Consider the following 25,207-nt stretch of genomic DNA (forward strand, 5'->3'; position numbering starts at 1 on the left):
ACGCCCGTCCCTCGCCTGCTCCCCCCGCACGCGGGAGAGGCCGCGCCCGGCGCCGCCCGTCAGTGCAGGATCTGGCTCAGGAACAGCCGGGTGCGCTCGTGCTGGGGGTTCGAGAAGAAGGCCTCGGGCTCGTTCATCTCGATGATCTGCCCCTCGTCCATGAAGATCACCCGGTTCGCCACCTGCCGGGCGAAGCCCATCTCGTGGGTCACGCACAGCATGGTCATGCCGTCCTCGGCGAGGGCGACCATGGTGTCGAGCACCTCCTTCACCATCTCGGGATCGAGGGCGGAGGTGGGCTCGTCGAACAGCATGATGCGCGGGCGCATGCACAAAGCGCGGGCGATGGCGACGCGCTGCTGCTGGCCACCCGAGAGCTGGCCGGGATACTTGGCCGCCTGCTGCGGGATCTTCACCTTGGCGAGGAAGTGCATGGCCAGCTCCTCGGCCTCCCTCTTCGGCATCTTGCGCACCCACATGGGGGCGAGCGTGCAATTCTCCAGGATGGTGAGGTGCGGGAACAGGTTGAAGTGCTGGAAGCACATCCCCACCTCGCGGCGCACCTCGTCGATGCGCTTCAAATCGTCGGTGAGCTCGATGCCGTCCACCACGATCCTGCCCTTCTGGTGTTCCTCCAGGCGGTTGATGCAGCGGATCAGGGTCGACTTGCCCGATCCCGACGGGCCGCAGACCACCACCCGCTCGCCCTTGTGGACCGTGAGGTTGATGTCGCGCAGGACGTGGAACTGGCCGTACCACTTGTTGACGCCCGCCATCTCGACGGCGATCTCGGGGGCGCTCTTCTCCACATCGGCGATCAGGCTGTCGGCGGTCACGGCGGTTTCCTCGCGTCAGTGGCGGTTGGCCCGGTCGAGGCGCTTCTCGAGCGCCATCGAATATCGGGACATGCCGAAGCAGAATACGAAATAGACGAGGCCGGCGAAGCCGAAGCCCGTGAACAGGGTGGTCGGCGTCGCCCAGCTCGGGTCGGTGAAGGCCGCGCGCATGGCGCCGAGCAGGTCGAAGATCGAGACGATCAGCACCAGCGTCGTGTCCTTGAACAGGCCGATGAAGTTGTTGACGATGCCGGGGATCACCAGCTTCAGCGCCTGCGGCAGCACGACGAGGCGCATCATCAGGCCGGAGCGCAGGCCGAGCGCCATGGCGCCCTCGTACTGGCCCTTGGGGATCGCCTGCAGGCCGCCGCGCACCACCTCGGCCATATAGGCGGAGGCGAACAGCGCGACGCCCACGAGGGCGCGCAGCAGCCCGTCGATGTTCATGCGGCCAGGCAGGAACAAAGGCAGCATGTAGGTGGCGAAGAACAGCACCGTGATGAGCGGAACGCCGCGCCAGAACTCGATGAAGGCGATCGAGACGATCTTCACCAGCGGCAGGTTCGAGCGCCGCCCGAGCGCCAGAAGGATGCCGAAGGGCAGCGACACGGTGATGCCGGTCACCGCGATCACCAAGGTGACGAGCAGGCCGCCCCACAGGCGCGTCTCCACCGGCATCAGGCCGAGGTCGAGGTCGGCCGCGAACAGGATCGCGGCGAGCACGGCCAGCACCCCGAGGGTGGAGCGCGCCGCCGGCCGGGCGGCCTGGGGGCCGGCGACCACGCGGCAGACGGCGGCGACGAGCGCCGTCAGCAGCGCCGCCGACAGCACGAAGTCGGCCCAGAAGCCGAACTGCACCCCGCCGAGCGCCCCGAAGCCGGAGAACAGCCCGCCGAGCCCCAGCCAGGAGAGCAGGAAGCCCTTCGGCTCCATGTTGCCGCCGGTCAAGAGGATGAAGGCGACCACCGGAAAGACGCCGAAGAAGGCGATGGCGTTGAGCCGCTTGTAGGGCAGGCGCTGGATCAGCAGCGGCAGCAGCAGCAGTGCGCTGAGCGCATAGACGAGGTTGACGCGCCAGCGCGCGCTCGCCGGGTAGAAGCCATAGACCAATTGGTCGAACTTGGCCCAGATGAAGGGCCAGCAGGCGCCCACCGGGCGGCCGACCTTCTCGGGCAGGCAGGCATCGCGGCTGGTGCCGGTCCATACCGCGTCGATCAGGAAGAACTGCACCAGCGGCGGCACCGTCACATAGAGCAGCCAGGCGCCGAACAAGGTGAGCAGGATCTGCGGCAGCGAGCCGAACAGGTGGCCGCGCAGGAACGCGAAGGTGCCGCGCTCGGAGATCGGCGGCGCCTCGGCGCCGAGCACCAGCGGGGCGACGAAGGGATCGAACGGGGCGCCTTGCGCCGGGCTCTTGGCCATCTCAGCGCTCCACCAGCGCGACGCGCTTGTTGTACCAGCCCATCAGCGCCGAGGTGACGATGGAGATGGTGAGATAGACTGCCATGGTCATGGCGATGATCTCGATCGCCTGCCCGGTCTGGTTCAGGGTCGAGCCGGCGAACACCGAGAACAGGTCCGGATAGCCCACCGCCACGCCCAGCGAGGAATTCTTGGTGAGGTTGAGATACTGGCTGGTGAGCGGCGGCACGATCACGCGCAGCGCCTGCGGGATCACCACGAGGCGCAGCGTCGGCCCGGTGCGCAGGCCGAGCGAGTGGGCGGCCTCGCTCTGGCCCTTGGAGACCGCGAGGATGCCGGCGCGCACGATCTCGGCGATGAAGCCGGCGGTGTAGATCACGAGCGCCAGCAGCAGCGCCACGAATTCGGGGATCACGGTCACGCCGCCGGAAAAGTTGAAGCCGCGCAGCTCCGGCCGCTCGATGCCCACCGGAAAGCCCATGGCCGCCGCCACCAGCAGCGGCAGGCCGACGATGATGGCAAGGCCGATCCAGAACACCGGGAAGATCTGGCCCGTGGCCTCGCGCCGCCGTTTGGCGAAGCGCGCGAACAGCAGGGCGATGACGATCCCGGCGGCGATGGCGATCAGCAGCGCGGTTCCGCCGCTCTCGAGGAAGAAGCGCGGCACCACGAGGCCGCGATTGTTGATGAACACCGACGGCGCGCCGAGCCCGGCGGCGAAGGCGCCGACCGGCGCGCCCAGCACCCCGAGGCCGACGGCATCAAGGCCGTTGGCAATGGCGGTGAAGAACGGCTGCAGGCCCATGCCCCAGCTCTGGCGCGGCCCCGGCAGCGCCGCCAGCACGGCGAGGTACCAGAACAGGATCTGGAACAGCGGCGGCAGGTTGCGGGTGATCTCCACATAGGCCGAGGCGAGGGCCTGGATCACCACGTTCTTGGACAGCCGCGCCACGCCCATCAGGAAGCCGAGGATGGTGGCGAGGATGATGCCGAGCACCGCCACCAGCAGGGTGTTGAGCAGCCCCACCAGGAAGGCGCGGCCGTAGCTCATGTCCTCATTGTAGGGGATCAGCGCCTGGCTGATGGCAAAGCCGGCGCGGTTGTCGAGGAAGCCGAAGCCGGAGGCGATGCCCTGGCGCGACAGGTTCGCCACCGCGTTGTGGTAGAAGGCCCAGAGCAGGAATACCAGCAGCAGCCCGAGGGCGATCTGTATGACGGCCGACCGGAGCTTGGGGTCGGTCCATGACCATCGCCGGCCGGCGCCTCGCGCAGGCGCGGAATCTGTCGCGTCGCTCATGTGCCCCTCGAGAAGATGGGGGAATTTTTCCCCTTATGCTTGAGGGCGGGGCGCCGGCGCCCCGCCCCGTGTCGTTGCTCCAAGACCGCTGCCGCGGCGGCGCCCGCGGGCGGGAGCCGCGCCTCAGCGCACCGGCATGCCGTACTGCAGGCCGCCATTGACCCACAGCTTGTTGATGCCGCGCTCGATGCCGAGCGGGGTGGCGGGCCCCACGTTGCGCTCGTAGATCTCGCCGTAATTGCCCACCGCCTTGACGATGCGCACCACCCAGTCGGCGGACAGGCCGATGCCCTCGCCATACTTGCCGTCGGTGCCGAGCAGGCGCTTCACCTCGGGATTGGTGGAGGTGAGCATCTCGTCCACGTTCTTGGACGTCACGCCCAGCTCCTCGGCGTTGAGCAGCGCGAAATAGGTCCACTTCACGAGGTCGAACCACTGGTCGTCGCCGTGGCGCACCAGCGGGCCGAGCGGCTCCTTGGAGATGGTCTCCGGCAGCACCGCGTGGTCCGCCGGGTTGGTGAGCTTCAGGCGCACCGCGGCGAGCTGGGAACGGTCCGAGGTGAACACGTCGCAGCGGCCGGATTCGTAGGCCTTGATCGCCTCGTCGAGGGTGGCGAAGGCGATCACCTCCTTGTACTTCATGTTCTTGGAGCGGAAGTAGTCGCCCACGTTCAGCTCGTTCGAGGTGCCGGTCTGCACGCAGATCGAGGCCCCGTCGAGTTCGGTCGTAGACTTGAGGCCCACCGACTTGCGGATCAGGAAGCCCTGGCCGTCATAATACATCACGCCGGCGAAGTTGAAGCCGTTGGTGGTGTCGCGCGACATGGTCCAGGTGGTGTTGCGCGACAAGACGTCGATGGCGCCCGAGGTGAGCGCGGTGAAGCGGTCCTTCGCCGAGAGCGGCGAATACCTCACTTTCGAAGGATCGTTGAAGATGGCGGCGGCGATGGCGCGGCAGAAATCCACGTCGAGGCCGGACCATTCGTTCTTGTCGTTGGGGGTCGAGAAGCCCGGCAGGCCCTGGGACACGCCGCAGTTGAGCGCACCGCGTGCCTTGACGTCGTCGAGGGTCGCCGCCTGGGCCGCGCCTGCCATGGCGAGGAGGCCGGCAGTTGCTGCGATGAGGAATTGCTTCACGGAAACGTCCCCTTCTGTGGTGATCCCGGGCTGGCCACCGCCGGCTCTTGTGTGGCGCCGGCTCGACGACGGCCCCAAGGCATCGTATCTGCGCATCTCATCGCCTTGCGCGGGTCGGGTCAATAGAGCCATACGCAGCCCACGCGGAATTCCGGGACGGAGTAGGAACATGAGTCACGATGGGGATGACGGGCGCACCTTCGCGCCGCAGACCGAGGTGGTGCGGCTCGGGCGCGACCCGTTCCGGTTCGACGGCTTCGTGAACACGCCGGTGGTGCGCGGCTCCACCGTTCTCTCGCCCACCTATGACGATCTCGTGCACCACCGCGGCCGCTACAGCTACGGCCGGCGCGGCAATCCCACCACCGAGGCGCTGGAAGGGGCGCTCCAGGCGCTGGAGGGCAGCGACGGGGTGGCGCTCACCCCGTCCGGGCTGTCCGCCTGCACCCTCGGCCTGCTCTCGGTTCTGGGCGCCGGCGACCATCTGCTGATGGTGGACACGGTCTACAAGCCCACCCGCCAGGTCTGCGACACGGTGCTGAAGCGGCTCGGGGTCGCGACCACCTATTACGATCCGTTGGTGGGCGCCGGCATCGCCGACCTCATCGGCCCCAACACCCGCGCCATCTTCCTGGAATCGCCCGGCTCCCAGAGCTTCGAGATGCAGGACGTGCCGGCCATCTGCGCGGTCGCCCGCGCGCGCGGCGTCACGACGCTCATCGACAACACCTGGGCGACGCCGCTCTACTTCAGGCCGCACGCCTTCGGGGTGGACGTCTCGATCCAGGCCGGCACCAAATATATCGGCGGCCATGCCGACCTCAATCTCGGCACGGTCTCGGCGGTGGGCGCGGCCTGGCGCAAGGTCCACGCCACCCACGGCACGCTCGGGCTGACGCTCAGCCCGGACGACGCGGCGCTCGCCGCGCGCGGCCTCCGGACCATGGCGCTGCGCCTGGAGCGCCACCACCGCTCGGGCCTGGAGATCGCCCGGTGGCTTCAGGGGCGGCCGGAGGTGTCGCGGGTGCTCCACCCGGCGCTGCCCACCGACCCCGGCTTTGCCATCTGGTCGCGCGACTTTTCCGGCGCGAGCGGCCTGTTCAGCTTCATCCTGAAGCCGGTGCCGGAACAGGCGGTGGCCGCCTTCTTCGACGCGCTCGCTTTGTTCGGCATGGGCTATTCGTGGGGCGGCTATGAGAGCCTCGCCATCCCCTTCGACTGCGCCGACTACCGCACCGCCACCACCTGGAAGGTGGAGGGCCCGGCCGTGCGCATCCATATCGGCCTCGAGGACGTGGGCGACCTCATCGCCGACCTCGACCAGGCGTTCGCGAAGATGGCGGCGGCGGGCTGACGCCGGCTGAGCCGGCAGGCCGCCGTTTCACGGCCGCGCGCCGCTTTCGCGCTCCGTCATGCCCCGGCTTCTCCGGGGCATCCACCGGGCCGCCCGCGCTGCGCTCGAAGAACGAGCGCCCGCCAAGCCGCAAAGTGGATCCCCCGGACAAGCCGGGGGATGACGGCAGTTCCGCGGCCGCCCTCAGGTCACCGCGCTGCTCGCCCGGCGCTCGCGCAAGGCGAACTGCAGATTGCGGATATAGATGAAGGTGGACAGGGCCTGCCCGGCGATGAACACCGGGTCGCGCCGGTAGAGCGCGTAGATCAGCAGCAGCGTGCCGCCGCCCAGCGAGAAGGTCCAGAAGGCGAACGGGATCACCGAGCGCTGCGCGCGCTCGGAGGCGATCCACTGCACCACGAAGCGCATGGTGAACATGAACTGGGCGACGAAGCCCAGCACCACCCACCAGTCCAATTGGGCGACGAAGACGTCGTGCAGATAGTCGCCGACGGCCTGGGCGAGTTCAACGAGCATCGATACTCTCATCCACGAGCTGCGGCACGCGGCGCCGCCTGATCAGCCAGAACACGCCGCCGAGGTCGGCGATGCCGACCCACAGGCGGTTCCAGAAGCCGTATTTGGACTGCCCGTGCCAGCGCGGACGGTCCACCACCTTGACGACACGCACCTCGTAGCCCTCGCGCTTGACGAGGGCCGGCATGAAGCGGTGCAGGCCGTCGAACACCGGCAGGCGCAGATGCACCTCGCGCCGCACCACCTTGAGGCCGCAGCCGGTGTCGATGGTGTCGTCGTTCAGCATCGAGCGCCGCACGCCATTGGCGAAGCGCGACTGGAAGCGCTTGAAGCGCGTGTCCTTGCGCCCCTGCCGCTCGCCTTGGACGATGCCGACCCGGGGGCCGCCTTCGTCCATGGCGCGCACCATCTCGGGCAGGTAAGCGGGGTTGTTCTGGCCGTCGCCGTCCAGCAGCAGCAGGATGTCGCCGCGCGCCGCCCGCGCGCCGGTGTCGACACCGGCCGATTTCCCGCACGAGGCGGCATGGGTGAGGATGCGCAGATGGGGCCGGCTCGCCGCCGCCTGCTTCAGCGCCTCGGCGGTGCCGTCGGTCGAGCCGTCGTCCACGAACACGATCTCGAACGCCTCGCCGGCCAGCGCCGCATCGATCTCGGCCACCAGCGGAGCGATGTTCTCCGCCTCGTCCTTGACCGCGATGACGACCGAGAGCCGGGGCGTCGCCGGAAAACCTTGGAAGGGAGCGTTCACGATCTCGCCTCTTCGAGGGAGGCGCCGCCGGAGGCGCCGTTGGATGCGCCGGGCGCCCTGGGAAACAGCACCTTGCCGAGCCGCCGCGCCGACGGCCCCGCCATCGGCGCGATGCGTCCGTCGGCGGCGACGGCGAACACCACCCGGCGGGCGGCGAACACCTTCACCATGACGAGCACGAAGGCGGTGCCGAGCGCCGCCCCAGCGATCACGTCGCTCGGATAATGGGAGCCGAGCACCACGCGGGTGGAGGCCACCACCGCCGCCAGCGCGATCAGCCAGCCCCGCGCGCGGGGATAGAGCGCGGCGAAGGCGATCGCGGTGGCGAACACCGTGGTGGAATGGCCCGAGGGGAAGGAGGCGAAGTTGGACTTCCAGGCCAGCCAGTCGAAGGTGAGCTGGGCGTGCGGCCCCGGCAGGAAGAACGCCGCCTGCGGCCGCGCCCGGCCGAGCAAATGCTTGGCGATCGCCACCGACAGGCCCACCGTGGCGATGGACAGGAACAGGAAGCCGAGCCGCGCGACGAGGCTCGCGGCGACGCGCCGGCCGAAGGCGTCGAGCCGCGGCTGCAGCGCCAGCACATAAAGGAGCGCGAGGCCGAGCGGCCACAGGATGACGGTGCCGAGCCCGAGGTCGGTGAGGCGGTCGGCGAGCTCCACCAGCCCGCGCGGCAGCCTGAGGCGCAGGCCGGGAATGGCCGGGTCGACCAGGATCATGGCCGCCGCCACCAGCCCCACCACCAGGAGCGCGAGGGCGATCGCCTCCCAGGCGCCGGCAAGGCCGAGGCGCGGGGCGGGGCGCCTGCGCGGCCGCGCCCTCAGATAAGCGAGCGTGCCGACGAGCGCGGCGAGGAGGGCGGCAAGGCCCTGCCCCGCTTCGCGCAGGAACCGGACGGCCGGAGGCCCGTGCGCCGGGCTCACGGGCCCGGCTCCTCGGAGCGCAGCACCGTTACCGCCACCGGACGCCCGCCATTATAGGCGAAGCCCTCCACCGTGGTGACGGCGCGGTATTTCAGGCCGATGGCGGCGGCGCGGATCTGGAACGGCCCCATGACCCGGTTCTCGATGAAAGCGAGGGCGCAGCCGCCCTGCTTCAGATGGTCGGCGGCGAGCGCCGCGGGCATGAATTTGATGTCGGTGCCCACCAGGAAGACGAGGCTCGGCTCCTGGTAGGGCGCGCTGGCGATCCGCGATGCCGGGCAGCCCTCGGCCTTGGCGACCGCGGCGAGACGCTCGGAGACCCACAGCCCCCGCATGTTCGGCAGCAGCAGCTGGTAGGCGGCGAAATAGAGCGCGAGCGCGCCCACCGCCGCGGTGAGGAAGGCGCCGGGCGCGCCGACGCGCCGGAAGACCAGCGCCGCCCACCAGGTGAGCACCGCCGCCGCGGCGATCAGCGGCCAAGCCGCGACCCCGAGGCCGGAGCCGAGCCAGACGTTGAGGCCGATCAGCGCCGCGCCGATGGCGATGGCGAGGATCGGCCACAGCCGCACCAGCTCGCCGAGGCGCGTTCCCGCCTTGGCGAGCGCGTCGCGCTCGATGGCGAGCGCGGCCAGGATGGCGAGCGCCGGATAGAGCGGCAGCACATAATGCGGCAGCTTGGTGGCGGCGAGCTCGAAGGCGATCCAGGTGGGCAGCACGAAGGCGAGCAGGAAGCGCACCTTCGGCTCGCGCCGGGCGCGCCAGGCGAACGGCGCCGCCAGGGCGACCAGGACGATCGCCGGCCAGAAGGTGCCCCACACCGCCAGAAGATAGGTGCCGGGCGGGCCCCAATGGCCTTCCTGGCCTTCCGTCACCTTGCCCAGCATGTCGACGCCCACCGCGTGCTCGTAGAAGGCGCCGGCGGTGACGTAATAGATGGCGACGAACCACGGCAAGGCCAGCAGCAGGCACCAGGCGAGGCCGATCAGCGGCTTCAGCGGCCGCAGGAAGGCGCCGGAGCGCTCGATGATGGCGAGCACCAGGATCGGCAGCGCCACGAACAGCGGCGCCATGGGCCCCTTGATGAGGATGCCGGCGGCGAGCGCGGTCCAGAAGATGGCGGCAAGGCCGAGGTCGCCCGCCGGCGCCCCCTCCCCCCGCGCGCGCGCCGCCACCGTGCCCAGATAAGCGCGCGCGAGCGCGCCGAAGGCGGCGACGATGGTGAACAGCAGCACCGCGTCGGTCTTGGCGAGGCGCGCCTCCACCCCGAGCAGCACCGAGGTCGCCATCATGAGCCCGGCGAGGAGCGCCCCGCGCCGGCCGACGAAGGCGAGCGCGCTCCAATAGGTCAGCAGCACCGCGCCGATGGCGCCGAGGAGCGAGGGGATGCGGTAGGCGCCGATGGCGCTGCGGGCCGAGGGGCCGACCACCGCCTCGCTCGCGCGCACCGCGCCCGCCTGGAGCCAGTGGATGCCGGCCGGCTTCTTGTGGCGCGCCTGGTCGTGGAAGCGGATGTCGACGTAATTGCCGCTCTCCAGCATCTGCTTCGTCGCCTGGGCGAAGCGCGCCTCGTCGCGGTCGATGGGCGACAGGGTGAGAAACCCGGGAAGGAACGCGAGAAGACACGCAACAAGCAGCGTGAGGCAGGCGCGGTGGTGGCGCGCGCAGGCGGCGTCGAGCGCCCGGTCGAGGCGCCGCGGGAGGTCGAACTCGAAGGCCCGTCCGTTGCCGGAGGCGGGCTCAGAAATGGCCATGCGCTCTATAGGATCCGCTCGAATTGGGCGCGGACAATAGCAGAAACGCCCTGCCCGGAAAGGGTGGGCGCGCCCGGTCCCGTCGCGCGGGCGGAGCTACTCGCAAAGGAAGGCGGCGAAGGAAAGGCGCAAATCGCCGCGCGCCCCCGGAGCTTTGATCTGGGGTAATATGATGCCGTCGGCCAAGCCACGGCCCGCGCGTGCCGAAGCCACCCGCATCGGCGGCCGCCGCGACGCTCCGGCGCCGCGCCTATTTGGTCAGGATCAGCTTGTTCTGGGCCGTCAGGCGCAGCTGATAGACCTGGTCCCCATGGGCAATGGTGATGACGCGCTCGGCCGCGAACAGGTCCCGGCTGTCGATCTGGGCGTTGATCATGGGAAGGGCGCGCGCCGCCCCGGCCGGCGCCATCGGGTCCGAAGCGCCGTCTTCGCCCCCCGAAAGGTCCCGCCAGAGACCGCGCACGTGCTCATGCCTGGACATCTGGAATTACTCCAAATTTAAACAGCGCCAGACCCCCTGGAATCACAAGAAGATCGCAGCAGCTTGGAAGCATTCGACAGTGAAATCTCAATGGCTGATTCATTGAATAATATAATCAGGGACGTGATTCAACACGCGCCGTGAAATGACGCGTGATTTCTTGACGGAAACCGCTGGCGCGGCCGCAAGGATTGGAATGGCTCAAGGAAAGACTATTCGGCGGGGGTCCGTTCCGGCGCCGCCGCGCGTCCCGATCCGGCCCCGCCGGCGAGCGCCCGGTTCACCACCCCGTCGAGCCGGTCGAGATAAAGATAGATCACCGGCGTGATGAAGAGCGTCAGCAACTGGGACACCAGCAGGCCGCCCACCACCGCGATGCCGAGGGGCTGGCGCAGCTCCGAGCCAGCCCCGGCGCCGAGCGCGATGGGCAGCACGCCGAAGATGGCGGCGAGCGTCGTCATCATGATGGGGCGGAAGCGCAGCAGCGCCGCCTCGCGGATGGCGTCGAGCGCGGCGTAGCCGTTGCGGCGCCGGTCCAGCGCCACGTCGATCATCATGATCGCGTTCTTCTTGACGATGCCCACCAGCATGATGATGCCGATGATGGCGATCACCGACAGCTCCATGCCGAACGCCATCAGCGTGATCAGCGCCCCGATGCCCGCCGAGGGCAGGCCCGAGAGGATGGTGATGGGGTGGATGAAGCTCTCATACAGGATGCCGAGCATGATGTAGATCACCACCACCGCCGCCAGCAGCAGGAACGGCTGGCTCGACAGCGCGTCCTGGAACACCTGCGCGGTGCCCTGGAAGCTGGTGGCGATGCTCGCCGGCAGGCCCGCGTCGCGCTCCGCCGCCCGGATCTCGTCCACCGCCTGCCCGAGCGACGTCCCCGGCGCGAGGTTGAAGGAGATGGTCACCGCCGGCTGCTGCTGCTGGTGCGCCACCTGCAGCGGACCCACGGTGCGGCGGATGTCCGCCACCGTCTCCAGCGGCACGACCGCGCCGGAGGCGGTCCGCAGATAGACCCGCGAGAGGTCGCCCGCATCCTGCTGGAAGCGGGGCTGCACCTCGGCGATGATGGCGTACTGGTTGGCGGGGGTGAACAGCGTCGCCACCTGGCGCGTGCCGAACTGGGTATAGAGCGCATCGCGCAGCTTCTGCTCGGTGATGCCGAGCGCGGCCGCCTTGTCCTTGTTGAGGTCGATGGTGAGCTGGGGATTGGAGATCTGCAGGTCCGAGGTCACGTCCCGCAGCCCCGGCAGGGCCGAAAGGCGCTCTTCCATCGCGTTGGCGTTGGCATAGAGCGCCTCGGTGTCCGAGCTCTGGAGCGTGTACTGGAACTGGCTCTTGGAGGCGACGCCGCCGACATTGATGTTCTGCACCGCCTGGAAGAACACCCTGACGCCCGGCACCTCGGCCACGCGCTTCCTGAGGTCCTGGATGACCTCGAAGGCGGAGAGCTTGCGCTCCGAGCGCGGCTTGAGGGCGATGAACATGCGCCCGCTGTTGGTGGTGCGGCTGATGCCGGTCGCCCCGGCGGTGGAGACCAGATAGGCGACGTTCGGGTCGGCCCTGACCGCCGCCGCCACCTTCTTCTGGCGTTCGACCATGGCGTCGAAGGAGCTGTCGGTCGCCGCCTCCACCGTGCCGGTGATGAAGCCGTTGTCCTCCTGCGGGAAAAAGCCTTTGGGGATGATGATGTAGAGATAGATCGAGGCGGCGATGGTGGCGAACGTCACCACCAGCATGAAGGGCCGGTGGCGCAGCACGAAGTCGAGGCTGACGCGATAGGCGGCGAGCCAGGACTCGAACATGCGCTCGGTCACGCGCATGAACAGGTTGGGCGTCTTGTGGTGGTCCGGCGCCTTCAGCACGCGCGCGCACAGCATGGGCGTCAGCGTCAGCGAGACGAAGCCGGAGACCAGGATCGCCACCGAGATGGTCACCGCGAACTCGCGGAACACCCGCCCCAGCACGCCGCTCATGAACAGCACCGGGATGAACACCGCCACCAGCGACAGCGTCATCGAGATGATGGTGAAGCCGATCTCGCGCGAGCCGAGCAGGGCGGCCTTGAAGGGCGGCTCCCCATTCTCGATGTGGCGATAGATGTTCTCCAGCACGACGATGGCGTCGTCCACCACGAAGCCGACGCACAAAGTCAGCGCCAGCAGCGTCATGTTGTTGATGGAATAGTCCAGCACCCACATGGCGGCGAAGGTGGCGACGATGGACAGCGGCAGCGCCAGCGAGGGGATCAGGGTCGCCCGGACGTTGCGCAGGAACAGGAAGATCACCATCACCACCAGGAAGATCGCTTCCATCAGCGTCTTCTGCACGTCGGCCACGGCCTCGCGGATCGAGACCGAGCGGTCGTTCAGCACCGAGATGTTGATCGAGCCGGGTACCTGGGCGCGGAACTGCGGCAAACGCTGGCGCACCTCGTCCACCACCGCCACGGTGTTGGCGTCCGGCTGGCGGTAGATCGCGAGGATCACCGCGCGCTCGTCGTTGAACCAGCTCGCCACGCGCTCATTCTCGACGCCGTTGGTGACGCTGCCGATCTCGTCGAGCCGCACCGGCGCACCGTTGCGCCAGGCCACCACCAGGCGCCGGAACAGCTCGGCGTCCGCCTTGGGGGTGCCGAGATCGATGGTGAAGGTCTGCTTGGTGCCGGACAGGACGCCCAGCGGCGTGTTGGACGCCGCCGCCTCCACCGCCCCCTGGATGTCCGCCGCCGAGATGTTGCGCGCCGCCGCCGCCGCCGGGTCGACGCGGATGCGCACGGCATATTTCTGGCTGCCGAAGATCTGCACCTGCGCGACCCCCGACAGCTGCGAGATCTGCTGACCGATCAAAGTGTCGGCATATTCGTTGACCGAGGAGAGCGGCAGCGTCTCGGACGAAATCGCCAGCAGCAGCACCGGCGCATCGGCCGGATTGACCTTTCGGAAGCTCGGCGGGGTGGTCATCTCGTCGGGCAGCTGGCGCTGCGCCACCGAGAGCGCCGACTGCACGTCGAGCGCGGCATCGTCGATGTTGCGGCTGAGGTCGAACTGCACCGTGATGGAGCTCGACCCCTGCGTGCTCGATGAGGTGAGCGAGCTGATGCCGGCCACCGTCGACAATTGCCGCTCGATGGGCGTCGCCACCGCGGTCGCCATGGTCTCGGGGCTCGCGCCCGGCAGCGTCGCGGAAATGGTGATGGTGGGGAAGTCCACGCGCGGGAGCGCCGCGACGGGAAGCTGGCGATAGGCGAACAGGCCCGCCACCACGAGCGACAGCATCATGAGCGTCGTCATGACCGGTCGGCGGATGCACAGTTCCGGGAACATGGCCGTTCAGCTCCCGGCCGCCGGGCGGGGCTGGTTCTTGACGCTCACGCGCGCGCCGTTGCGCAGCGAGAGCTGGCCGTCGGTCACGACGGTCTCCCCGCCCTCAAGGCCCTTCGTCACCACCGCCTCGCCGTCCACCGTGCGGGCCACGGAAACCGGACGCACCTTGGCGACGTCGCCGTCGAGCACGAACACGAAGGTGCCGTTCTGGCCGTTCTGGATCGCTTCCGCCGGCACCGCCACCACGCCGCTCTGCTGGCCCAGCGTCACCGTGACCGCCCCCAGGGTGCCCGGCCACAGGCGCTCGTCCTCGTTGGCAAACAGCGCGCGGGCCGTGAGCGTGCCGGTCTGCGGATCCACCGTGTTGTCGAGCACCGCCACCCGACCGCCGTCCACGGTCTCGCCGCTGCCCTGGAGGGAGATCGAGACCCTGGCGTCCTTGGAGGCCCTGAGGTCGCCGATATAGCGCTCGGGCACCCCGAAGGCGACATAGATGGGGCTGGTCTGCCGCACCGTGGCGAGGACGTCCTCGACGCGGATGACGGTGCCGGGCCGCGCCGTGGCGACGCCCATGCGCCCGGTCGCCGGCGCACGGATGGTGTAATAGCCGCGCTGCACCTTCAGCGACTGAAGGTTCGCCTCGTCCTGCTGGACCGTTGCGTCCTGCACGTCGACCGCGGTGCGCGCATCCTCGACCTGCACCTGGGAGACGGCGCTACGCGCGGCAAGGCCGGTATAGCGCTCCACGTCGCGCCGCACCTTGTCGAGCTGGGCCTTGTCTCTGGCGAGGGTGGCCTCGGCCTGGCGAATCTGCGCATCCACCACCCGGGCGTCGAGCTCGAACAGCACGTCGCCCTCCTTGACCGAGGCGCCGTCGGCGAAGCGCACGGCGTCGACGCTGGCGGCGACGCGCGAGCGGATGGGAACGGTGACGATCGCCTCCACGGTGCCGAGCGCCTGCAGACGGATCGGCATGGGCTTGCGGACCGCGACGGCGGTGAGCACGGCCACCCGGCGCGGCGGTTGAGCCACCTGGGCGTTGGCCGCGGGGCCGGTCGAGAACCAGCCGTGCGACCAGCCATAATAGCCGCCGCCCGCCGCGGCGATCACCAACAGCGCCAGGACCAACCTTCCGCGGCGCGACCGGTCGCTGGTGGCCCTTTCCGCCGGCACCGTGACCTGCGCTTCCCCGTCCGGCCTGTTGGTGTGCTGCAACATCTAACCCTCGAACGGCGCTGAGCGCCGGTAAACACACAACCGCAGGGCACTATAGCCCCAGCCTGCGATGGCGCGCGTGGCAACTTATCGGCCGCGCTGCGGCATGGCGGCAACGGGCAACCGTCTGACAACCCCGTGATCGGACACGCCTCATGCCTCCGCAAGGGGGCGCAACGCCGTCCGCAAGTCTTCTTCGGTAACCTGCGCCATGGGGCACTTGACCTTGGCGGCCTCGGTGCGCCGCCCGGGCCGCATCACCAGCACCACCGTCTCGGCGCCGCCGCAGGCCGGGTCGCCGCAGGCGATCTCGGATATGGAGACGGTGGCCTCCTCGTCCAGCGCCAGCACGCGCCGGGCGAGATCCGCCAGGGCGCGGGCCGCGTCGCGGCCGCCCTCCCCCTCCTCGCCGCGCCGCCTCATGAAAAGTCGCATGAACCCACCCGCCGGCGCCGCGCGCCGTCATGCACCCTTGGCCGGCGTCGCGCGCCGCCATGTATCTTAGCTTGGCGATCCTTTCGTGCGGACAAGGCAGGAGCGTGGCACGCCATCAGTCGTCGTCCACCACCGGACGACCGAACAGCCGGCGCACCGTCGCGAGGCCCCGCCGGAAGCCCTTGGGCTCGAGCCGCAGGACCGCGGTCTTCACCCCGTGCTCGTCCACCTCGCGCACCTCGATCACCGCGCCGTCGCCGACGCCGATGCGCATGCCCGCAAAGGGATGGCCGTCGGAGCGGTCGGCGAACGCCTCGGCGATGGTGAGGCCGCGCTCGCTTTCCGGCACCGGCAGGCCATAGAGGTCGGCGAGGTCGGCGAGGCGCACCGATCCGACGAAGGGAAAGGCCGCCACGTCGAGAAACACCGTCACCTCCCGCGGCCGGAACATGCGGTCGAGGTCGAGCACCCGCTTCGGAGGGACGAGCAGGTAGCCGTAGTCTCCCGCCCGCAGCGGCCCGGCGGCCTCGGGGGTGAGGATGTGACCGCCCCGCATGACGAGGACCAGCCGTGCCCAGTCGGGCAGAGCCATGGCGCCGGCGGCCGGCGTCCCCTCGGTCACCGGATAGGCGACCAGTTCCTGGTCGATCTGGCCGGGCAGATCGATCTCGAAGCGCCGCACCGGCGGGGTCGGATCGGTGAGCGCGACGTCGAGGCGCCGCGCCGCTGCCACCAGGGTCCAGCCGTGGAGCACCAGGGAGATGAACACCACCGCGAAGGCGACGTTGAAATAGACTTCCGCCCCCGGAAGATGGGCCAGCATCGGGATGGTGGCGAGGAAGATCGACACCGCCCCGCGCAGGCCGGCCCAGGAGATGAAGGTCTTTTCCTTCAGCGAGAAGCCGAACGGCGCGAGGCAGGCGAACACCGCCGCCGGCCGGCCCACCAGGATCAGGAAGGCCGCCACCGCGAGGGCCGGCAGCGCATAGGCGGCGAGCTTCTCCGGCGAGACCAGCATCCCCAGCATCACGAACATGACGATCTGGCACAGCCAGGTGACGGTATCGAGAAAGCCGGTGATGGGCGCGAGCGCGCGCACCGGCCGGTTGCCGATGACGAGGCCGGCGAGGAACACGGCGAGGAAACCCGAGCCGTGCAGCAGCGAGGCGACCGCGAAGATCAGCACCGCGAACGCCACCACGAGCACGGGATGGAGCCCGCCCGGCAGATCCACGCGGTTGATGAGCCAGGCGAGCGCGAAGCCGCCGCTGACCCCGATCGCCGCGCCCACCGCCAGCTCGCGCATCACGCCGAGCAGGACCACCAGCCCCAGATCGCCGAGATTGGAGGTCAGCAGTTCCACCAGGAGGACGGTGAGGAACACCGCCGCCGGGTCGTTGGTGGCCGATTCGATCTCGATCACCGCGCCCACCCGCCGGCCGAGATGGAGGCCTTGGGCCCGCACCAGGAAGAACACCGCAGCGGCATCGGTGGAGGCGACGATGGCGCCCACCAGGAAAGCCTCCATGGCCGACAGCGAGAGCAGCGGCGCCGCCACCAGCGCCACCAGGGCCGCGGTCAGCACCACCCCCACCGTGGAAAGGGCCAAAGCGGGAGCAAGCGCGCCGCGCATGCTGGCGATGCGCATGCGCAGCCCGCCATCGAACAGGATCACCGCCAAGGCCGCGGAGCCGACCATATAGGTGGCCCAGTAGTCGTCGAAATGAATGCCGCCCGGCCCCGCCTCCCCGGCGAGCACCCCGATGAGCAGGAAGACGAGCAGGATGGGCGCGCCGAATCGCGCCGCGAGCAAGCTCGACAGCGTGCCCGCCACGACCAGCGCCGCCACCACCAGCAACACCAGATTGGAGACGACAACCGATCCCATCCGCCTTTCCGATTCGTCCCGGCCCCTTGTCCGCCGGCAGGGCGACCGATAATACGGCCAACAATAAGATAGCCTTCACATTCCCAGGCGCGTTATCCTTGAACCGGTCCGGGATTCGGCCTGCGCACGAGGGATCATCCATCATGCCACGTGCTGGCTGCGCGGCAGCATATCTCATCACGACATTCGTCATGTCGCCACGCGGCGAGGTGCGGTTGGAGGGTGAGACCGTGTGCTTCGACCTGTGTTGCGCCCTGGACATGGCGCGATCCGACTGCGAATGGGCGGCGGGAGCCTGCGTCTATGCCCTGGACCTCGCCAGCGAGCGGGGCAATCCGCGCCTCGTGGCGGGATTCGGCCTCCTCGCGTCCTCCGGCAAAGGCCGGCATGCCGTGTCCCCGGTGGAAATCCGGCACATCGCCTGAAGGCGGACGCTGGCGACCCCGGCAGGGCTCGAACCTGCGACCTAGTGCTTAGAAGGCACTCGCTCTATCCAGCTGAGCTACGGGGCCAGCTCCTGTGCTTTTAGTCGGCCGGGCCCGCCGATGGAAGCGCCGCGCAGCGGGGCGGGCGCGCGGCCCCTGCTCGGTGGTTGCCGTCCGCAGCGTTCAAGCCGCGCGGCGCCGCGCCTCCGGCCGGCCGGCCGGTCAGTGGGTCCACTGCCCCATGCGCCGGAAGGCGAAATTGTCGGAATAGGAGATCTTCTTGCGCTCGGCCTCGTGGGGCTCGAACACCCGGAACGGGATGCCGCGCTTCTCGGCGTAGGCCACCGCCTCCTCCTTGCTCGCGAAGGTGAGGCGGATCTGGCTGCGCATGTCGGCCGAGGACGTGTAGCCCATCAGCGGCTCCACCAGGCGCGCATGCTCGGGCTCGTAGTCGAGCACCCAGCTCTTGGTCTTCGCCACGCCCGATTGCATCGCGTTGCGCGACGGCTTGTAGATGCGTGCCACCATGATGTGCCCGTGCCCGCTTGCCGTGCGGGCCCCGGCCCGCTCTTTCAAATGGTTCTATAGCGAGACGGCGCGCGCCCGACAACCGTCCGGCGCGCCCCCGGTCAGCGCAGCACCAGGCAGTCGGCGGCCGCCATCGCCGCGACGTTGGCGGTGAGGTGGCTGACCTTGCCCGAGAGCACCAGCTTGCGGGTCTGCTCGGTGACCACGGCGCGCCCGTCGGCGCCCTTCCCCAGGAGCGGGGCGCTCGCGTTGTAGATGGCCCGCGCCTCGCCGGAGAGCTTGGCGGCGCAGCGGCCCGCTTCCGCCGTGTCCGCGCGCGCCGGGCTCGCCAGCGCCGCCAGTGCCGCGAGGGTGACCACAACACGTTTCATGAGCAGCTCCTTGGATGAACCGAGATCGATCATCGGGGTTTCCGGTGCCCCGGGTCCGGGCGCCCATGAGCCGCAGGCGGGCGCCGAATGCAAGTGCCGGGACCGTGTGCGCGCGACGGCCGGGGGATTGTGTTGCCCGTTCGCACGGCGGAATGCGCGGCTGCGACGCCGGGGACAGGCCCCCCTCAACCGTCGGGAGACCGCGTGGGCGGCGCCGGACGGGGACGATCACGGCGCGCCGGGACAGGCCGGCGCGCCACCGCTACGGCGCCTGTTCCCGTTGGCGCGATGGGAGATGCCGCCGGTCCGGCACGCTTCGCCGGGCGGTTCGCGGGCGCCAGGGCGGAGCCCCGCGCCAGCACCTGCCCCTGTCTTGCCGACGCCGCTCTCAGGCGCGCCCGCGCCGCGCCGACGCGGGCCGATCAGGCGCCCACGCGCACTGCGGTGATGGCGACGCAGCCCGTGCCGACCGGAAGGAGCAACGTGTGCTCGCCCTTGGGCAGGGCGAAGAAGGCAAGGCCCGACAATGGCGGCATCGCCTTGCTGCCGGCCGGCAGCAGCGCCACCGAGGCCTCGCAACTCTGCTTGAGCGCGACCACGTGCACCGAATTGCCCTCACAGTTCGCCCCATTCGGCGCGGCGAGCACCACGCCCGCCCCCTGCCCCGTGAAGCCCGCATTGGGCTCAAAGCGCATGCCGATAGTGCCTTGAAGGACATGACGGTCGGGATCGGTCGCCGAGGTCTGGGTCTGGAACACGAACTGGGCGCCGGCGATGAGCGCGCTGCCGAGCTTCGCATAGGTCTGCGCGCAGGTCTTCACGCCCGCCGCGGCGGCAAAAGCGGAGAACGGGTCGGACGCGCCCGCGGGCGTCCCGCGCGTCGCCACCTGCGCCTTGCCGTTGACGGCCGAGGCCGGGTCGAACCCGAGCCCGCGCGCGAAGAGCAGGCCCCCTATACCGCCGACGGCGAGCAGCGCGACGGCAAGTCCCGCGAGAAGGAGGCCGCGGGGAAGCGACCGCCGCGCGGACGCGGGCGCGCCGTCGTCGCCGGCCCAATGGGGACGGCCGCCCATGATCCGATCATGGATGCTCTTCTTCCCTGGCATGGCTCTGTCGCTGTGCTGAGGGGGCGGGAAGCTCGACTTGGGCATGGGCGTCAGATGGCCGCGAGGGCGCGCGTGAGCCCCGCGAACGGCACGCGAAAGGACAGCGCCTGCACCGTGCCGGCGCTGAGGGCGACGTAGGAGATCTTCACCGTCGCGCCTTTCTCCATGGCGGCGCGCAGGCGCTTCTCCAGCGGCAGATAGGCGATGCACAGCTGCGCGTCGCACCCCTTCGCCGGAACCGACAATGCGGGCGATCCGTCGGCGAGGTCGACGTCGATGGCGCCGGTGGAGCCGAGCCCCGGCGGCGTCCGCAGAATCATGAACGGCAGGCCGTCCTGCGTCGCCGCCAGCGACCAGCTGAACACCGTCGCCCCGGCGGGGCCGGAGATGACCTGCGAGATGTTGCAGACTCGCTGCTTCTTCGAGAGGTTTTCGTCGCAGATCAGCGTCCAGTTGGGAAACGGCTGGATCGTGCGCCGGTATTGCCCAAGGGGCACGCCCTCGGGGGGCACCACCTCGGAGGGCTTCACCGCATAGCCGGGCGTCAGGCTCTCGGCCGGGGTCTGCGGCGCCGCGGGCTCGGCCTTCTTGGCCTTGCCGGCGGCGAGCGCCGTGCCGCCGGTGAACATCAGGGCCGCGAGCAGAGTGGCCGCGGCGGGGAGGAGGCGGAGGGAGAGGGGCATGGCCGCTGCGCTCAGTTGAGGGTGAAGCTCACGCCGCCGCCGAAACCCCAATTGCCGCCGGCATTGGTGCCCGAGATGTTGGCGCGCACCCGCTGATCGTCGCTGGTGTAGCCGAGGCCGGCCGCCGCCGCCCCCTGGCCGCCCCAGGCGCCGCCGCCGATGGCGGCGCTGATCTTGCCGGGCCGGTCGTCATAGCGCAGCGAGCCCGCCGCAAGGCCGATGGCCGCCGCCTGGCGCGCCTCGGAGCGCACGTCGCCGATGGACTCGTTGAGCATGGCGAACTTGCGGTCGGTATAGCTGTTGGCCTGCTGGAGCGTCTGCGACGCCTTCTGATCGGTATAGGTGTTGGCGGTCTGGATGGCATAAGCGGAGCGCTCGTCGGCGTAGCTGGTGGCGGATTTCAGCGTGTCGCCGAGCCCGGTCTTCAGCTGCGCCACGTTGACCGCATCGGTGCCGCCCACTCCGGCGGCGACGTTCGAGATCACCACCGGGGCGTTGGGATCGCCGCCCTGCAGCGTGACGGAGTTCCGCTTGTTGCCGCCGAGATCGGTGTCGTACTGCAGGGCGTTCTTGCCGAGCGCGCCGATGCTGGAGGCCGTCGCCTCGAGAGCCTTGTTGGTGGCGTAGAGCTGGGACCCGTTCACGGCGTCCGTGGAGGTGGCCTCGACCCGCCCCGCGGCGACGTTGGTGATGGTGCGCTCGGCGCCCGCCGAACCGACGGAGACGGTGCTCGCGGCGGTGCCTGCCACCGCATAGGTCTGCCCGTTCACGGTCATGGTGGAGGTCTGCACCGCCGCCAGGGTCATGGAGCCGGCGCCGAGCGCCACGTCGCCCGCATTGCCCGCGACCGCGCCCCGGCCGAGGGCGGTGGCCCCTTCGGCGGTTGCCTGGGCGTCTGCGCCGCCAGCCAGGGCCCCGGTGCCGGACGCGAGCGCGCCGCCGCCCATGGCGAGGCTCTCCGCACCGGTGGCCTGGCTGTCCCCGCCCGCCGAACTGGTGTGGAAATACTTGATGCCGCCGCCGTTGGTGATCGACGTGATCTGCGTGCTGATGGACGAGATCTGGGTGTTCACGGACGCGACCTGGGTGGTGAGGGACGAGAGGCCGCCATTCACCGCGCCCAAGGCGTCCCCCACATTGGAATAGCTGCTGCCGCCGATGGTGTAGCTCGGCGCGGTCACCTTGCCGTTGGCGTCGACGCCGGCGCCGCCGCCGAGGGCGCCCGCCACGCTCTGGGAGGCGCCGTAGAGCTGCGCGCCGTTGATCGCCTCCATGGATCCGGCGGAGACCGCGCCCGCTTTCAGGTTGGCAAGGGTGGTGCCGCTCGTTCCCGCGAGCGTGATCTTGTCCTTCGCCGACCCCAGGGCGCCGTCATAGGTGACGGCGCGGTCGGCGAGGTTGCTGACGTCGGCCGAGACCGACTTCAGCTGCGCCACATTGACCGCGTCGCTGTCGGCGGTGCCCGCCGCGACCCCGGTGACCTGCCGGTACAGGCCCTTGGACGGATCGCCCACGGCGACCGCGCCCCGGGTGCTGGTGGTGGCGTCGACCGCGCTCTGGGCGCCGGCCGGCGTGCCGATGGGCGTATAGCCCTTGGCGCCCGCCGCGGTATTCGCCACCGAGCCCTCGCCGATGGCGACGCCGCCGGCCGCCGTCGCGCTGCTGTTGGCGCCCAGCGCCACCGCGCCGGCGCCAAGCGCCTGCGCTCCGGCGCCGAACGCGGCTGCGCCGTCCGTCTCCGCGCGTGCGTTCGCGCCGATGGCGACCGCGTTGGCGGTGCCGTAGGTCGTCCCCCCGTCGACCACGCCGGCGATCGCGCCCGTGCCGAGGGCGATCGAGGAGCTGCCGAGGCCGGCATTGCCGGACCGGGTCGCCGTGCCGAGCAGCACCTGCGCGCCCGAGCCGATGGCGGTGCTGTCCGGCGTCTGCGCCGAGGTGGTCGGCGTGCCGATGGCGAGCGCGTTCGCCCCCGGCGCGTTGCCGGCGAGATTGGCGGCCTGGACCGTGGAGGCGTTGCCGACGACGCCGTTGACCCAGGCGATGCCGCCCGAGGGCGTGCGTGTCTGGCAACTCCACACCGCGGCGGACGAGGCGGGGTCGTCCGACGTCAGGCAGAAATTGGTCTGGCCGGCATTGGCCGCGCTGGTGCTGCCGATCACGTAGCCGCCCGCAGAGGCGGCCTGCATCGCGAGCGGCAACGACGCCATTGCGCCGAGGCCGAGCCCCAATCCGAGCCGGCCGTGCCGAATGACGAGGACCTTCGAAAGAAAAAGGGCCGCGCCCTTCTTTGTCCGCCGGCGGCGCTCAGCACGCGCCGGCGCGGCTTTCATGGTCTGCGATCCTGTACCCACAGCCGCTCTCCCGCGGTTTGGCATTGGATGATGAGATGGGTTCGAGTTCGATTTGCCCGGCGTGCCCGCGCGCGATGCGGCCGCCGTCGTGGCGGCCCGCCTCTTCCGCCGCCGCCACGACGCGCGCGATGGCGGAGCCGTTGGCCGGCGGCGCGAGATGGACGACACGCGCGATGGCCGCGCGCGGCAGCACCAGAGCGGCGAGGCGCCGGAACAGCGCCATCTGGGCGCCGGACGGGGCGCGGCCCCGGACCGCGAAGACCAGGCCGAGCAAGTAATGCGCGAAGATCAGCTCCATGTCCCGGTCGGTCCAGTCGGGCGCGCGGCCGCATTGCATGGCGCGCTCGAAGGCGACGACCCGCTGCTCCAGGCGCGCCAGGGTCTCCCGGGACAGACGCGGGGCGGAGAGCCGATTCAGCAAGGCGTGCATGCGGACGCACCCTCCGACGGGAGGCGGGCGCGGCCCGAATGCAAGGATGATTTGGCCGGGGTCGCCTTGGGCTGCCCGGCTTCGCGGCCGGCCCCCGACCGCCTGCGGACGAGCGGCCGCTGGGACCAAGGACAGGCGCGCCAGCGCGTGCGCATCGCGCTGACCCCTTCCAGGACATTGAATGACATGACAGCCCCCGACGTCGGCCCCGCCGCCCGCGCCCATGGCGCGGGAGCTGAACGCACGACATTCGCAACGCGATGGGTTGGACTGTGGAACGATACGCATTCCACTACGCACGGACAAATCAAGCCTTTAGAACGCCGCACGCCGGCGCGATGCAATTTAAATTCAACTACATTTTATCATAAATATACTATCGCACTTGAGAGCATCTCGGAACGCAGAAGGACCATAGCCTTCCGGTGTTCGCCTCCGAACATTCACACCAATGTAAAGCACACGCATCATTTGCTTCAGGATGTTGACTTCGCCGGCGGCGTTCTTCGGTGCAATTTATGGCTGTGGTGTTTAAAAAAAGTGAACGGCGCGATCCTGGCACGATAAGAAAATATTCAGGTATTCGAGTAAGATTGACTGGCCTGCTGAATGTATTGGTAGAAATTTACCTCTATATACTTTCAGCACGCCATTAAGTGGAAAGAGTATCCGCGTTCCCGATTTGGCCACGACCGCCGGCGGCACGAGCCCGCGCAGCCCCCGCGCGCAAGGTTCCCGCACCAGGCCATCGACGCGCGCTTGCCCGCCCTTCCGCCCCGCGCGATGACGGATCCGCGCGCGGGCTCGACCGCCGGATGCGGCGGAAGCGCAGGCGCGGGCTCCGGGACCTGACGGCCTTCGTCATCGGCGATCTCAGGAACTGCCGCGCACCAGCAGCTCGAACCCCACGTCCACCATCTTCGCCTCCACCTCCTCGCCCTGCATGCGCCGCAGCAGCAGGCGGGCCGCCTCCATTCCGATCTTGCGGCTGGCGATGGCGATGGTGGTGAGGCCGGGCACGAGATGGGCGGCGATGTCGTAATCGCCGAACCCGGTGATGGCGAGATCCTGCGGCACGCGCATGCCGAGCGCCGTGCACTTCAGCAGCGCCCCCGACGCCAGCACGTCGCTGGCGAACACCACGGCATCGGTCTCGGGGTGCGCCTGGCGCACGCGCTCCAGCAGCGCGACGCCGGCATCCATCACCATGGGACCGCCGGTCGCCGTGACCACACGTGGCTGTTGCCCGGGAAAATGCCGGCCGTGGGCATCCAGGAACCCCTTAAGACGCGCCTTGGCCCGGTGGTCCCCCGGCTTGATCATGCCGGCGAAGGTCAGCCTGCGGTAGCCGCGCCCCACCAGATGGTCGACCACCGCCATCATCGCCGCGGGGTTCGAGAAGCCGACCAGCAGGTCGATGGGCCGCTGCGTCCAGCTCCAGCTCTCCACCACCGGCACGCCGGAGCGCTTCAGGATGTCGGTCGCCTCCTGGGTGTGGCGCGTGCCGATGATGAAGAAGCCGTCCGGGCGGCGTCCGGCGAGCGAACGCACCAGGGCCTCCTCGCGGGCGGAGGTGTAGTCGGTATGACCGAGAAAGACCTGGTAGCCCTCCGGCAGCAGGACGTCGGTCAGGCCCTGAATGGTCTCGGCGAAGATCGAGGTGGAGATGGTGGGAATGATCGCCGCCACCGTCATGGAGCGGTTGGAGGCAAGGTGGCTCGCGGCGTAGTTCTGCACGTAGCGCGTCTCGCGCACCGCCTTCTCGATGCGCGCCAGGGTCTCCGGACCGACGCTGCGCGGATCGCGCAAAGCGCGCGAGACCGTCTGGGTGGACACCTCCGCCGCGCGCGCCACGTCCGCCATGGTGACCGCGCGGGTGGCGGACCTGCGCCGGGAAGCGGGATTCAGCGCCGGCCCTCGCCCGTTTTCTGACACGTCCACTAACCCCTTCGCCAGCCACGAAATCCCTGGACCG

At 69.7% G+C, this 25,207-nt stretch carries 22 protein-coding genes and 1 tRNA gene; 2 read left to right on the forward strand and 21 right to left on the reverse strand.

The window, feature by feature from the left end:
• Positions 1-59: 59 nt before the first annotated feature.
• The 4 genes from ABLE88_RS02205 to ABLE88_RS02220 all read right to left on the reverse strand — a co-directional run bounded on the left by ABLE88_RS02205 (position 60) and on the right by ABLE88_RS02220 (position 4,650).
• The gene (locus ABLE88_RS02205) at positions 60-776 is read right to left on the reverse strand and encodes an amino acid ABC transporter ATP-binding protein (protein ID WP_348831063.1); all 717 of its coding nucleotides are present in this window, start codon (positions 774-776) and stop codon (positions 60-62) included.
• Between the two features lie 75 nt (positions 777-851).
• Positions 852-2,258, reverse strand: a complete 1,407-nt coding sequence (locus ABLE88_RS02210) for an amino acid ABC transporter permease (RefSeq protein ID WP_348829772.1) — start codon at positions 2,256-2,258, stop codon at positions 852-854.
• A 1-nt stretch (position 2,259) separates the two neighbouring features.
• Complete coding sequence (locus ABLE88_RS02215; protein WP_348829773.1) at positions 2,260-3,555, reverse strand: amino acid ABC transporter permease; 1,296 nt, start codon at positions 3,553-3,555, stop codon at positions 2,260-2,262.
• Between the two features lie 123 nt (positions 3,556-3,678).
• On the reverse strand, positions 3,679-4,650 hold the full coding sequence (locus tag ABLE88_RS02220; protein WP_348831064.1) for an amino acid ABC transporter substrate-binding protein: 972 nt from the start codon (positions 4,648-4,650) through the stop codon (positions 3,679-3,681).
• Positions 4,651-4,861: 211 nt separating this feature from the next.
• Between ABLE88_RS02220 and metC the strand changes: the two genes are divergently transcribed.
• Positions 4,862-6,046: a cystathionine beta-lyase gene (gene metC / locus ABLE88_RS02225; protein WP_348829775.1), complete on the forward strand. Its 1,185-nt coding sequence runs from the start codon at positions 4,862-4,864 to the stop codon at positions 6,044-6,046.
• A 183-nt stretch (positions 6,047-6,229) separates the two neighbouring features.
• Here metC and ABLE88_RS02230 read toward each other — a convergent pair whose 3' ends face one another.
• The 9 genes from ABLE88_RS02230 to ABLE88_RS02270 form a co-directional block, all read right to left on the reverse strand.
• Entirely contained in the window at positions 6,230-6,562 is a 333-nt protein-coding gene (locus tag ABLE88_RS02230) for a lipid-A-disaccharide synthase N-terminal domain-containing protein (RefSeq protein WP_348829776.1), read from the reverse strand.
• Positions 6,552-7,310 carry a glycosyltransferase family 2 protein gene (locus ABLE88_RS02235; RefSeq protein ID WP_348829777.1) on the reverse strand — a complete coding sequence of 253 codons (759 nt, stop codon included), beginning with the start codon at positions 7,308-7,310 and terminating at the stop codon, positions 6,552-6,554. Before ABLE88_RS02235 ends, ABLE88_RS02230 begins: the two co-directional genes overlap by 11 nt.
• Positions 7,307-8,230 (reverse strand): phosphatase PAP2 family protein, encoded by a 924-nt coding sequence (locus ABLE88_RS02240; protein WP_348829778.1) that lies wholly within the window; start codon positions 8,228-8,230, stop codon positions 7,307-7,309. The genes ABLE88_RS02235 and ABLE88_RS02240 overlap by 4 nt, the downstream gene beginning before the upstream one ends.
• Positions 8,227-9,981, reverse strand: coding sequence for an ArnT family glycosyltransferase (locus ABLE88_RS02245; RefSeq protein ID WP_348829779.1), 1,755 nt, complete (start codon positions 9,979-9,981; stop codon positions 8,227-8,229). Before ABLE88_RS02245 ends, ABLE88_RS02240 begins: the two co-directional genes overlap by 4 nt.
• A gap of 250 nt (positions 9,982-10,231) precedes the next feature.
• On the reverse strand, positions 10,232-10,462 hold the full coding sequence (locus ABLE88_RS02250; RefSeq protein WP_510182837.1) for a hemin uptake protein HemP: 231 nt from the start codon (positions 10,460-10,462) through the stop codon (positions 10,232-10,234).
• Between the two features lie 212 nt (positions 10,463-10,674).
• Positions 10,675-13,800: an efflux RND transporter permease subunit gene (locus ABLE88_RS02255; RefSeq protein ID WP_348829780.1), complete on the reverse strand. Its 3,126-nt coding sequence runs from the start codon at positions 13,798-13,800 to the stop codon at positions 10,675-10,677.
• Between the two features lie 6 nt (positions 13,801-13,806).
• Positions 13,807-15,018 (reverse strand): efflux RND transporter periplasmic adaptor subunit, encoded by a 1,212-nt coding sequence (locus ABLE88_RS02260; protein ID WP_348829781.1) that lies wholly within the window; start codon positions 15,016-15,018, stop codon positions 13,807-13,809.
• Between the two features lie 150 nt (positions 15,019-15,168).
• Positions 15,169-15,450, reverse strand: a complete 282-nt coding sequence (locus ABLE88_RS02265) for a hypothetical protein (RefSeq protein ID WP_348829782.1) — start codon at positions 15,448-15,450, stop codon at positions 15,169-15,171.
• A 115-nt stretch (positions 15,451-15,565) separates the two neighbouring features.
• Positions 15,566-17,338, reverse strand: coding sequence for a potassium/proton antiporter (locus tag ABLE88_RS02270; RefSeq protein ID WP_348829784.1), 1,773 nt, complete (start codon positions 17,336-17,338; stop codon positions 15,566-15,568).
• Between the two features lie 143 nt (positions 17,339-17,481).
• Between ABLE88_RS02270 and ABLE88_RS02275 the strand changes: the two genes are divergently transcribed.
• Positions 17,482-17,763, forward strand: coding sequence for a hypothetical protein (locus ABLE88_RS02275; RefSeq protein WP_348829786.1), 282 nt, complete (start codon positions 17,482-17,484; stop codon positions 17,761-17,763).
• 10 nt (positions 17,764-17,773) lie between these two features.
• Here ABLE88_RS02275 and ABLE88_RS02280 read toward each other — a convergent pair.
• The 8 genes from ABLE88_RS02280 to ABLE88_RS02315 all read right to left on the reverse strand — a co-directional run bounded on the left by ABLE88_RS02280 (position 17,774) and on the right by ABLE88_RS02315 (position 25,173).
• Positions 17,774-17,850 (reverse strand) — tRNA-Arg (locus tag ABLE88_RS02280).
• A 135-nt stretch (positions 17,851-17,985) separates the two neighbouring features.
• The gene (locus tag ABLE88_RS02285) at positions 17,986-18,291 is read right to left on the reverse strand and encodes an ETC complex I subunit (RefSeq protein WP_348829787.1); all 306 of its coding nucleotides are present in this window, start codon (positions 18,289-18,291) and stop codon (positions 17,986-17,988) included.
• A 101-nt stretch (positions 18,292-18,392) separates the two neighbouring features.
• The gene (locus ABLE88_RS02290; protein WP_348829788.1) at positions 18,393-18,662 is read right to left on the reverse strand and encodes a hypothetical protein; all 270 of its coding nucleotides are present in this window, start codon (positions 18,660-18,662) and stop codon (positions 18,393-18,395) included.
• A gap of 422 nt (positions 18,663-19,084) precedes the next feature.
• Positions 19,085-19,735: a hypothetical protein gene (locus ABLE88_RS02295; protein ID WP_348829789.1), complete on the reverse strand. Its 651-nt coding sequence runs from the start codon at positions 19,733-19,735 to the stop codon at positions 19,085-19,087.
• Positions 19,736-19,818: 83 nt separating this feature from the next.
• On the reverse strand, positions 19,819-20,451 hold the full coding sequence (locus ABLE88_RS02300) for an invasion associated locus B family protein (RefSeq protein WP_348829790.1): 633 nt from the start codon (positions 20,449-20,451) through the stop codon (positions 19,819-19,821).
• An 11-nt stretch (positions 20,452-20,462) separates the two neighbouring features.
• Positions 20,463-22,658, reverse strand: coding sequence for a YadA-like family protein (locus tag ABLE88_RS02305; protein ID WP_348829791.1), 2,196 nt, complete (start codon positions 22,656-22,658; stop codon positions 20,463-20,465).
• 97 nt (positions 22,659-22,755) lie between these two features.
• Positions 22,756-23,232 (reverse strand): hypothetical protein, encoded by a 477-nt coding sequence (locus ABLE88_RS02310; protein WP_348829792.1) that lies wholly within the window; start codon positions 23,230-23,232, stop codon positions 22,756-22,758.
• Positions 23,233-24,105: 873 nt separating this feature from the next.
• Complete coding sequence (locus tag ABLE88_RS02315; RefSeq protein ID WP_348829793.1) at positions 24,106-25,173, reverse strand: LacI family DNA-binding transcriptional regulator; 1,068 nt, start codon at positions 25,171-25,173, stop codon at positions 24,106-24,108.
• Positions 25,174-25,207: the final 34 nt, after the last annotated feature.

The sequence above is a fragment of the Xanthobacter luteus genome, assembly GCF_040049235.1.
In the GTDB taxonomy this organism is placed as follows: domain Bacteria; phylum Pseudomonadota; class Alphaproteobacteria; order Rhizobiales; family Xanthobacteraceae; genus Xanthobacter.

Excerpts from the sequence above, each read along its gene's own strand:
- ABLE88_RS02260 (WP_348829781.1), bottom strand. The coding sequence starts at position 15,018 with ATGTTGCAGCACACCAACAGGCCGGACGGGGAAGCGCAGGTCACGGTG.
- ABLE88_RS02290 (WP_348829788.1), bottom strand. The coding sequence starts at position 18,662 with ATGAAACGTGTTGTGGTCACCCTCGCGGCACTGGCGGCGCTGGCGAGC.
- ABLE88_RS02305 (WP_348829791.1), bottom strand. The coding sequence starts at position 22,658 with ATGGCGTCGTTGCCGCTCGCGATGCAGGCCGCCTCTGCGGGCGGCTAC.
- ABLE88_RS02250 (WP_510182837.1), bottom strand. The coding sequence starts at position 10,462 with ATGTCCAGGCATGAGCACGTGCGCGGTCTCTGGCGGGACCTTTCGGGG.
- ABLE88_RS02285 (WP_348829787.1), bottom strand. The coding sequence starts at position 18,291 with ATGGTGGCACGCATCTACAAGCCGTCGCGCAACGCGATGCAATCGGGC.
- ABLE88_RS02255 (WP_348829780.1), bottom strand. The coding sequence starts at position 13,800 with ATGTTCCCGGAACTGTGCATCCGCCGACCGGTCATGACGACGCTCATG.
- ABLE88_RS02270 (WP_348829784.1), bottom strand. The coding sequence starts at position 17,338 with ATGGGATCGGTTGTCGTCTCCAATCTGGTGTTGCTGGTGGTGGCGGCG.
- ABLE88_RS02210 (WP_348829772.1), bottom strand. The coding sequence starts at position 2,258 with ATGGCCAAGAGCCCGGCGCAAGGCGCCCCGTTCGATCCCTTCGTCGCC.
- metC (WP_348829775.1), top strand. The coding sequence starts at position 4,862 with ATGAGTCACGATGGGGATGACGGGCGCACCTTCGCGCCGCAGACCGAG.
- ABLE88_RS02215 (WP_348829773.1), bottom strand. The coding sequence starts at position 3,555 with ATGAGCGACGCGACAGATTCCGCGCCTGCGCGAGGCGCCGGCCGGCGA.
- ABLE88_RS02230 (WP_348829776.1), bottom strand. The coding sequence starts at position 6,562 with ATGCTCGTTGAACTCGCCCAGGCCGTCGGCGACTATCTGCACGACGTC.
- ABLE88_RS02295 (WP_348829789.1), bottom strand. The coding sequence starts at position 19,735 with ATGGGCGGCCGTCCCCATTGGGCCGGCGACGACGGCGCGCCCGCGTCC.
- ABLE88_RS02220 (WP_348831064.1), bottom strand. The coding sequence starts at position 4,650 with ATGGCAGGCGCGGCCCAGGCGGCGACCCTCGACGACGTCAAGGCACGC.
- ABLE88_RS02275 (WP_348829786.1), top strand. The coding sequence starts at position 17,482 with ATGCCACGTGCTGGCTGCGCGGCAGCATATCTCATCACGACATTCGTC.
- ABLE88_RS02205 (WP_348831063.1), bottom strand. The coding sequence starts at position 776 with ATGGCGGGCGTCAACAAGTGGTACGGCCAGTTCCACGTCCTGCGCGAC.
- ABLE88_RS02300 (WP_348829790.1), bottom strand. The coding sequence starts at position 20,451 with ATGCCCCTCTCCCTCCGCCTCCTCCCCGCCGCGGCCACTCTGCTCGCG.
- ABLE88_RS02265 (WP_348829782.1), bottom strand. The coding sequence starts at position 15,450 with ATGCGACTTTTCATGAGGCGGCGCGGCGAGGAGGGGGAGGGCGGCCGC.
- ABLE88_RS02245 (WP_348829779.1), bottom strand. The coding sequence starts at position 9,981 with ATGGCCATTTCTGAGCCCGCCTCCGGCAACGGACGGGCCTTCGAGTTC.
- ABLE88_RS02310 (WP_348829792.1), bottom strand. The coding sequence starts at position 23,232 with ATGCACGCCTTGCTGAATCGGCTCTCCGCCCCGCGTCTGTCCCGGGAG.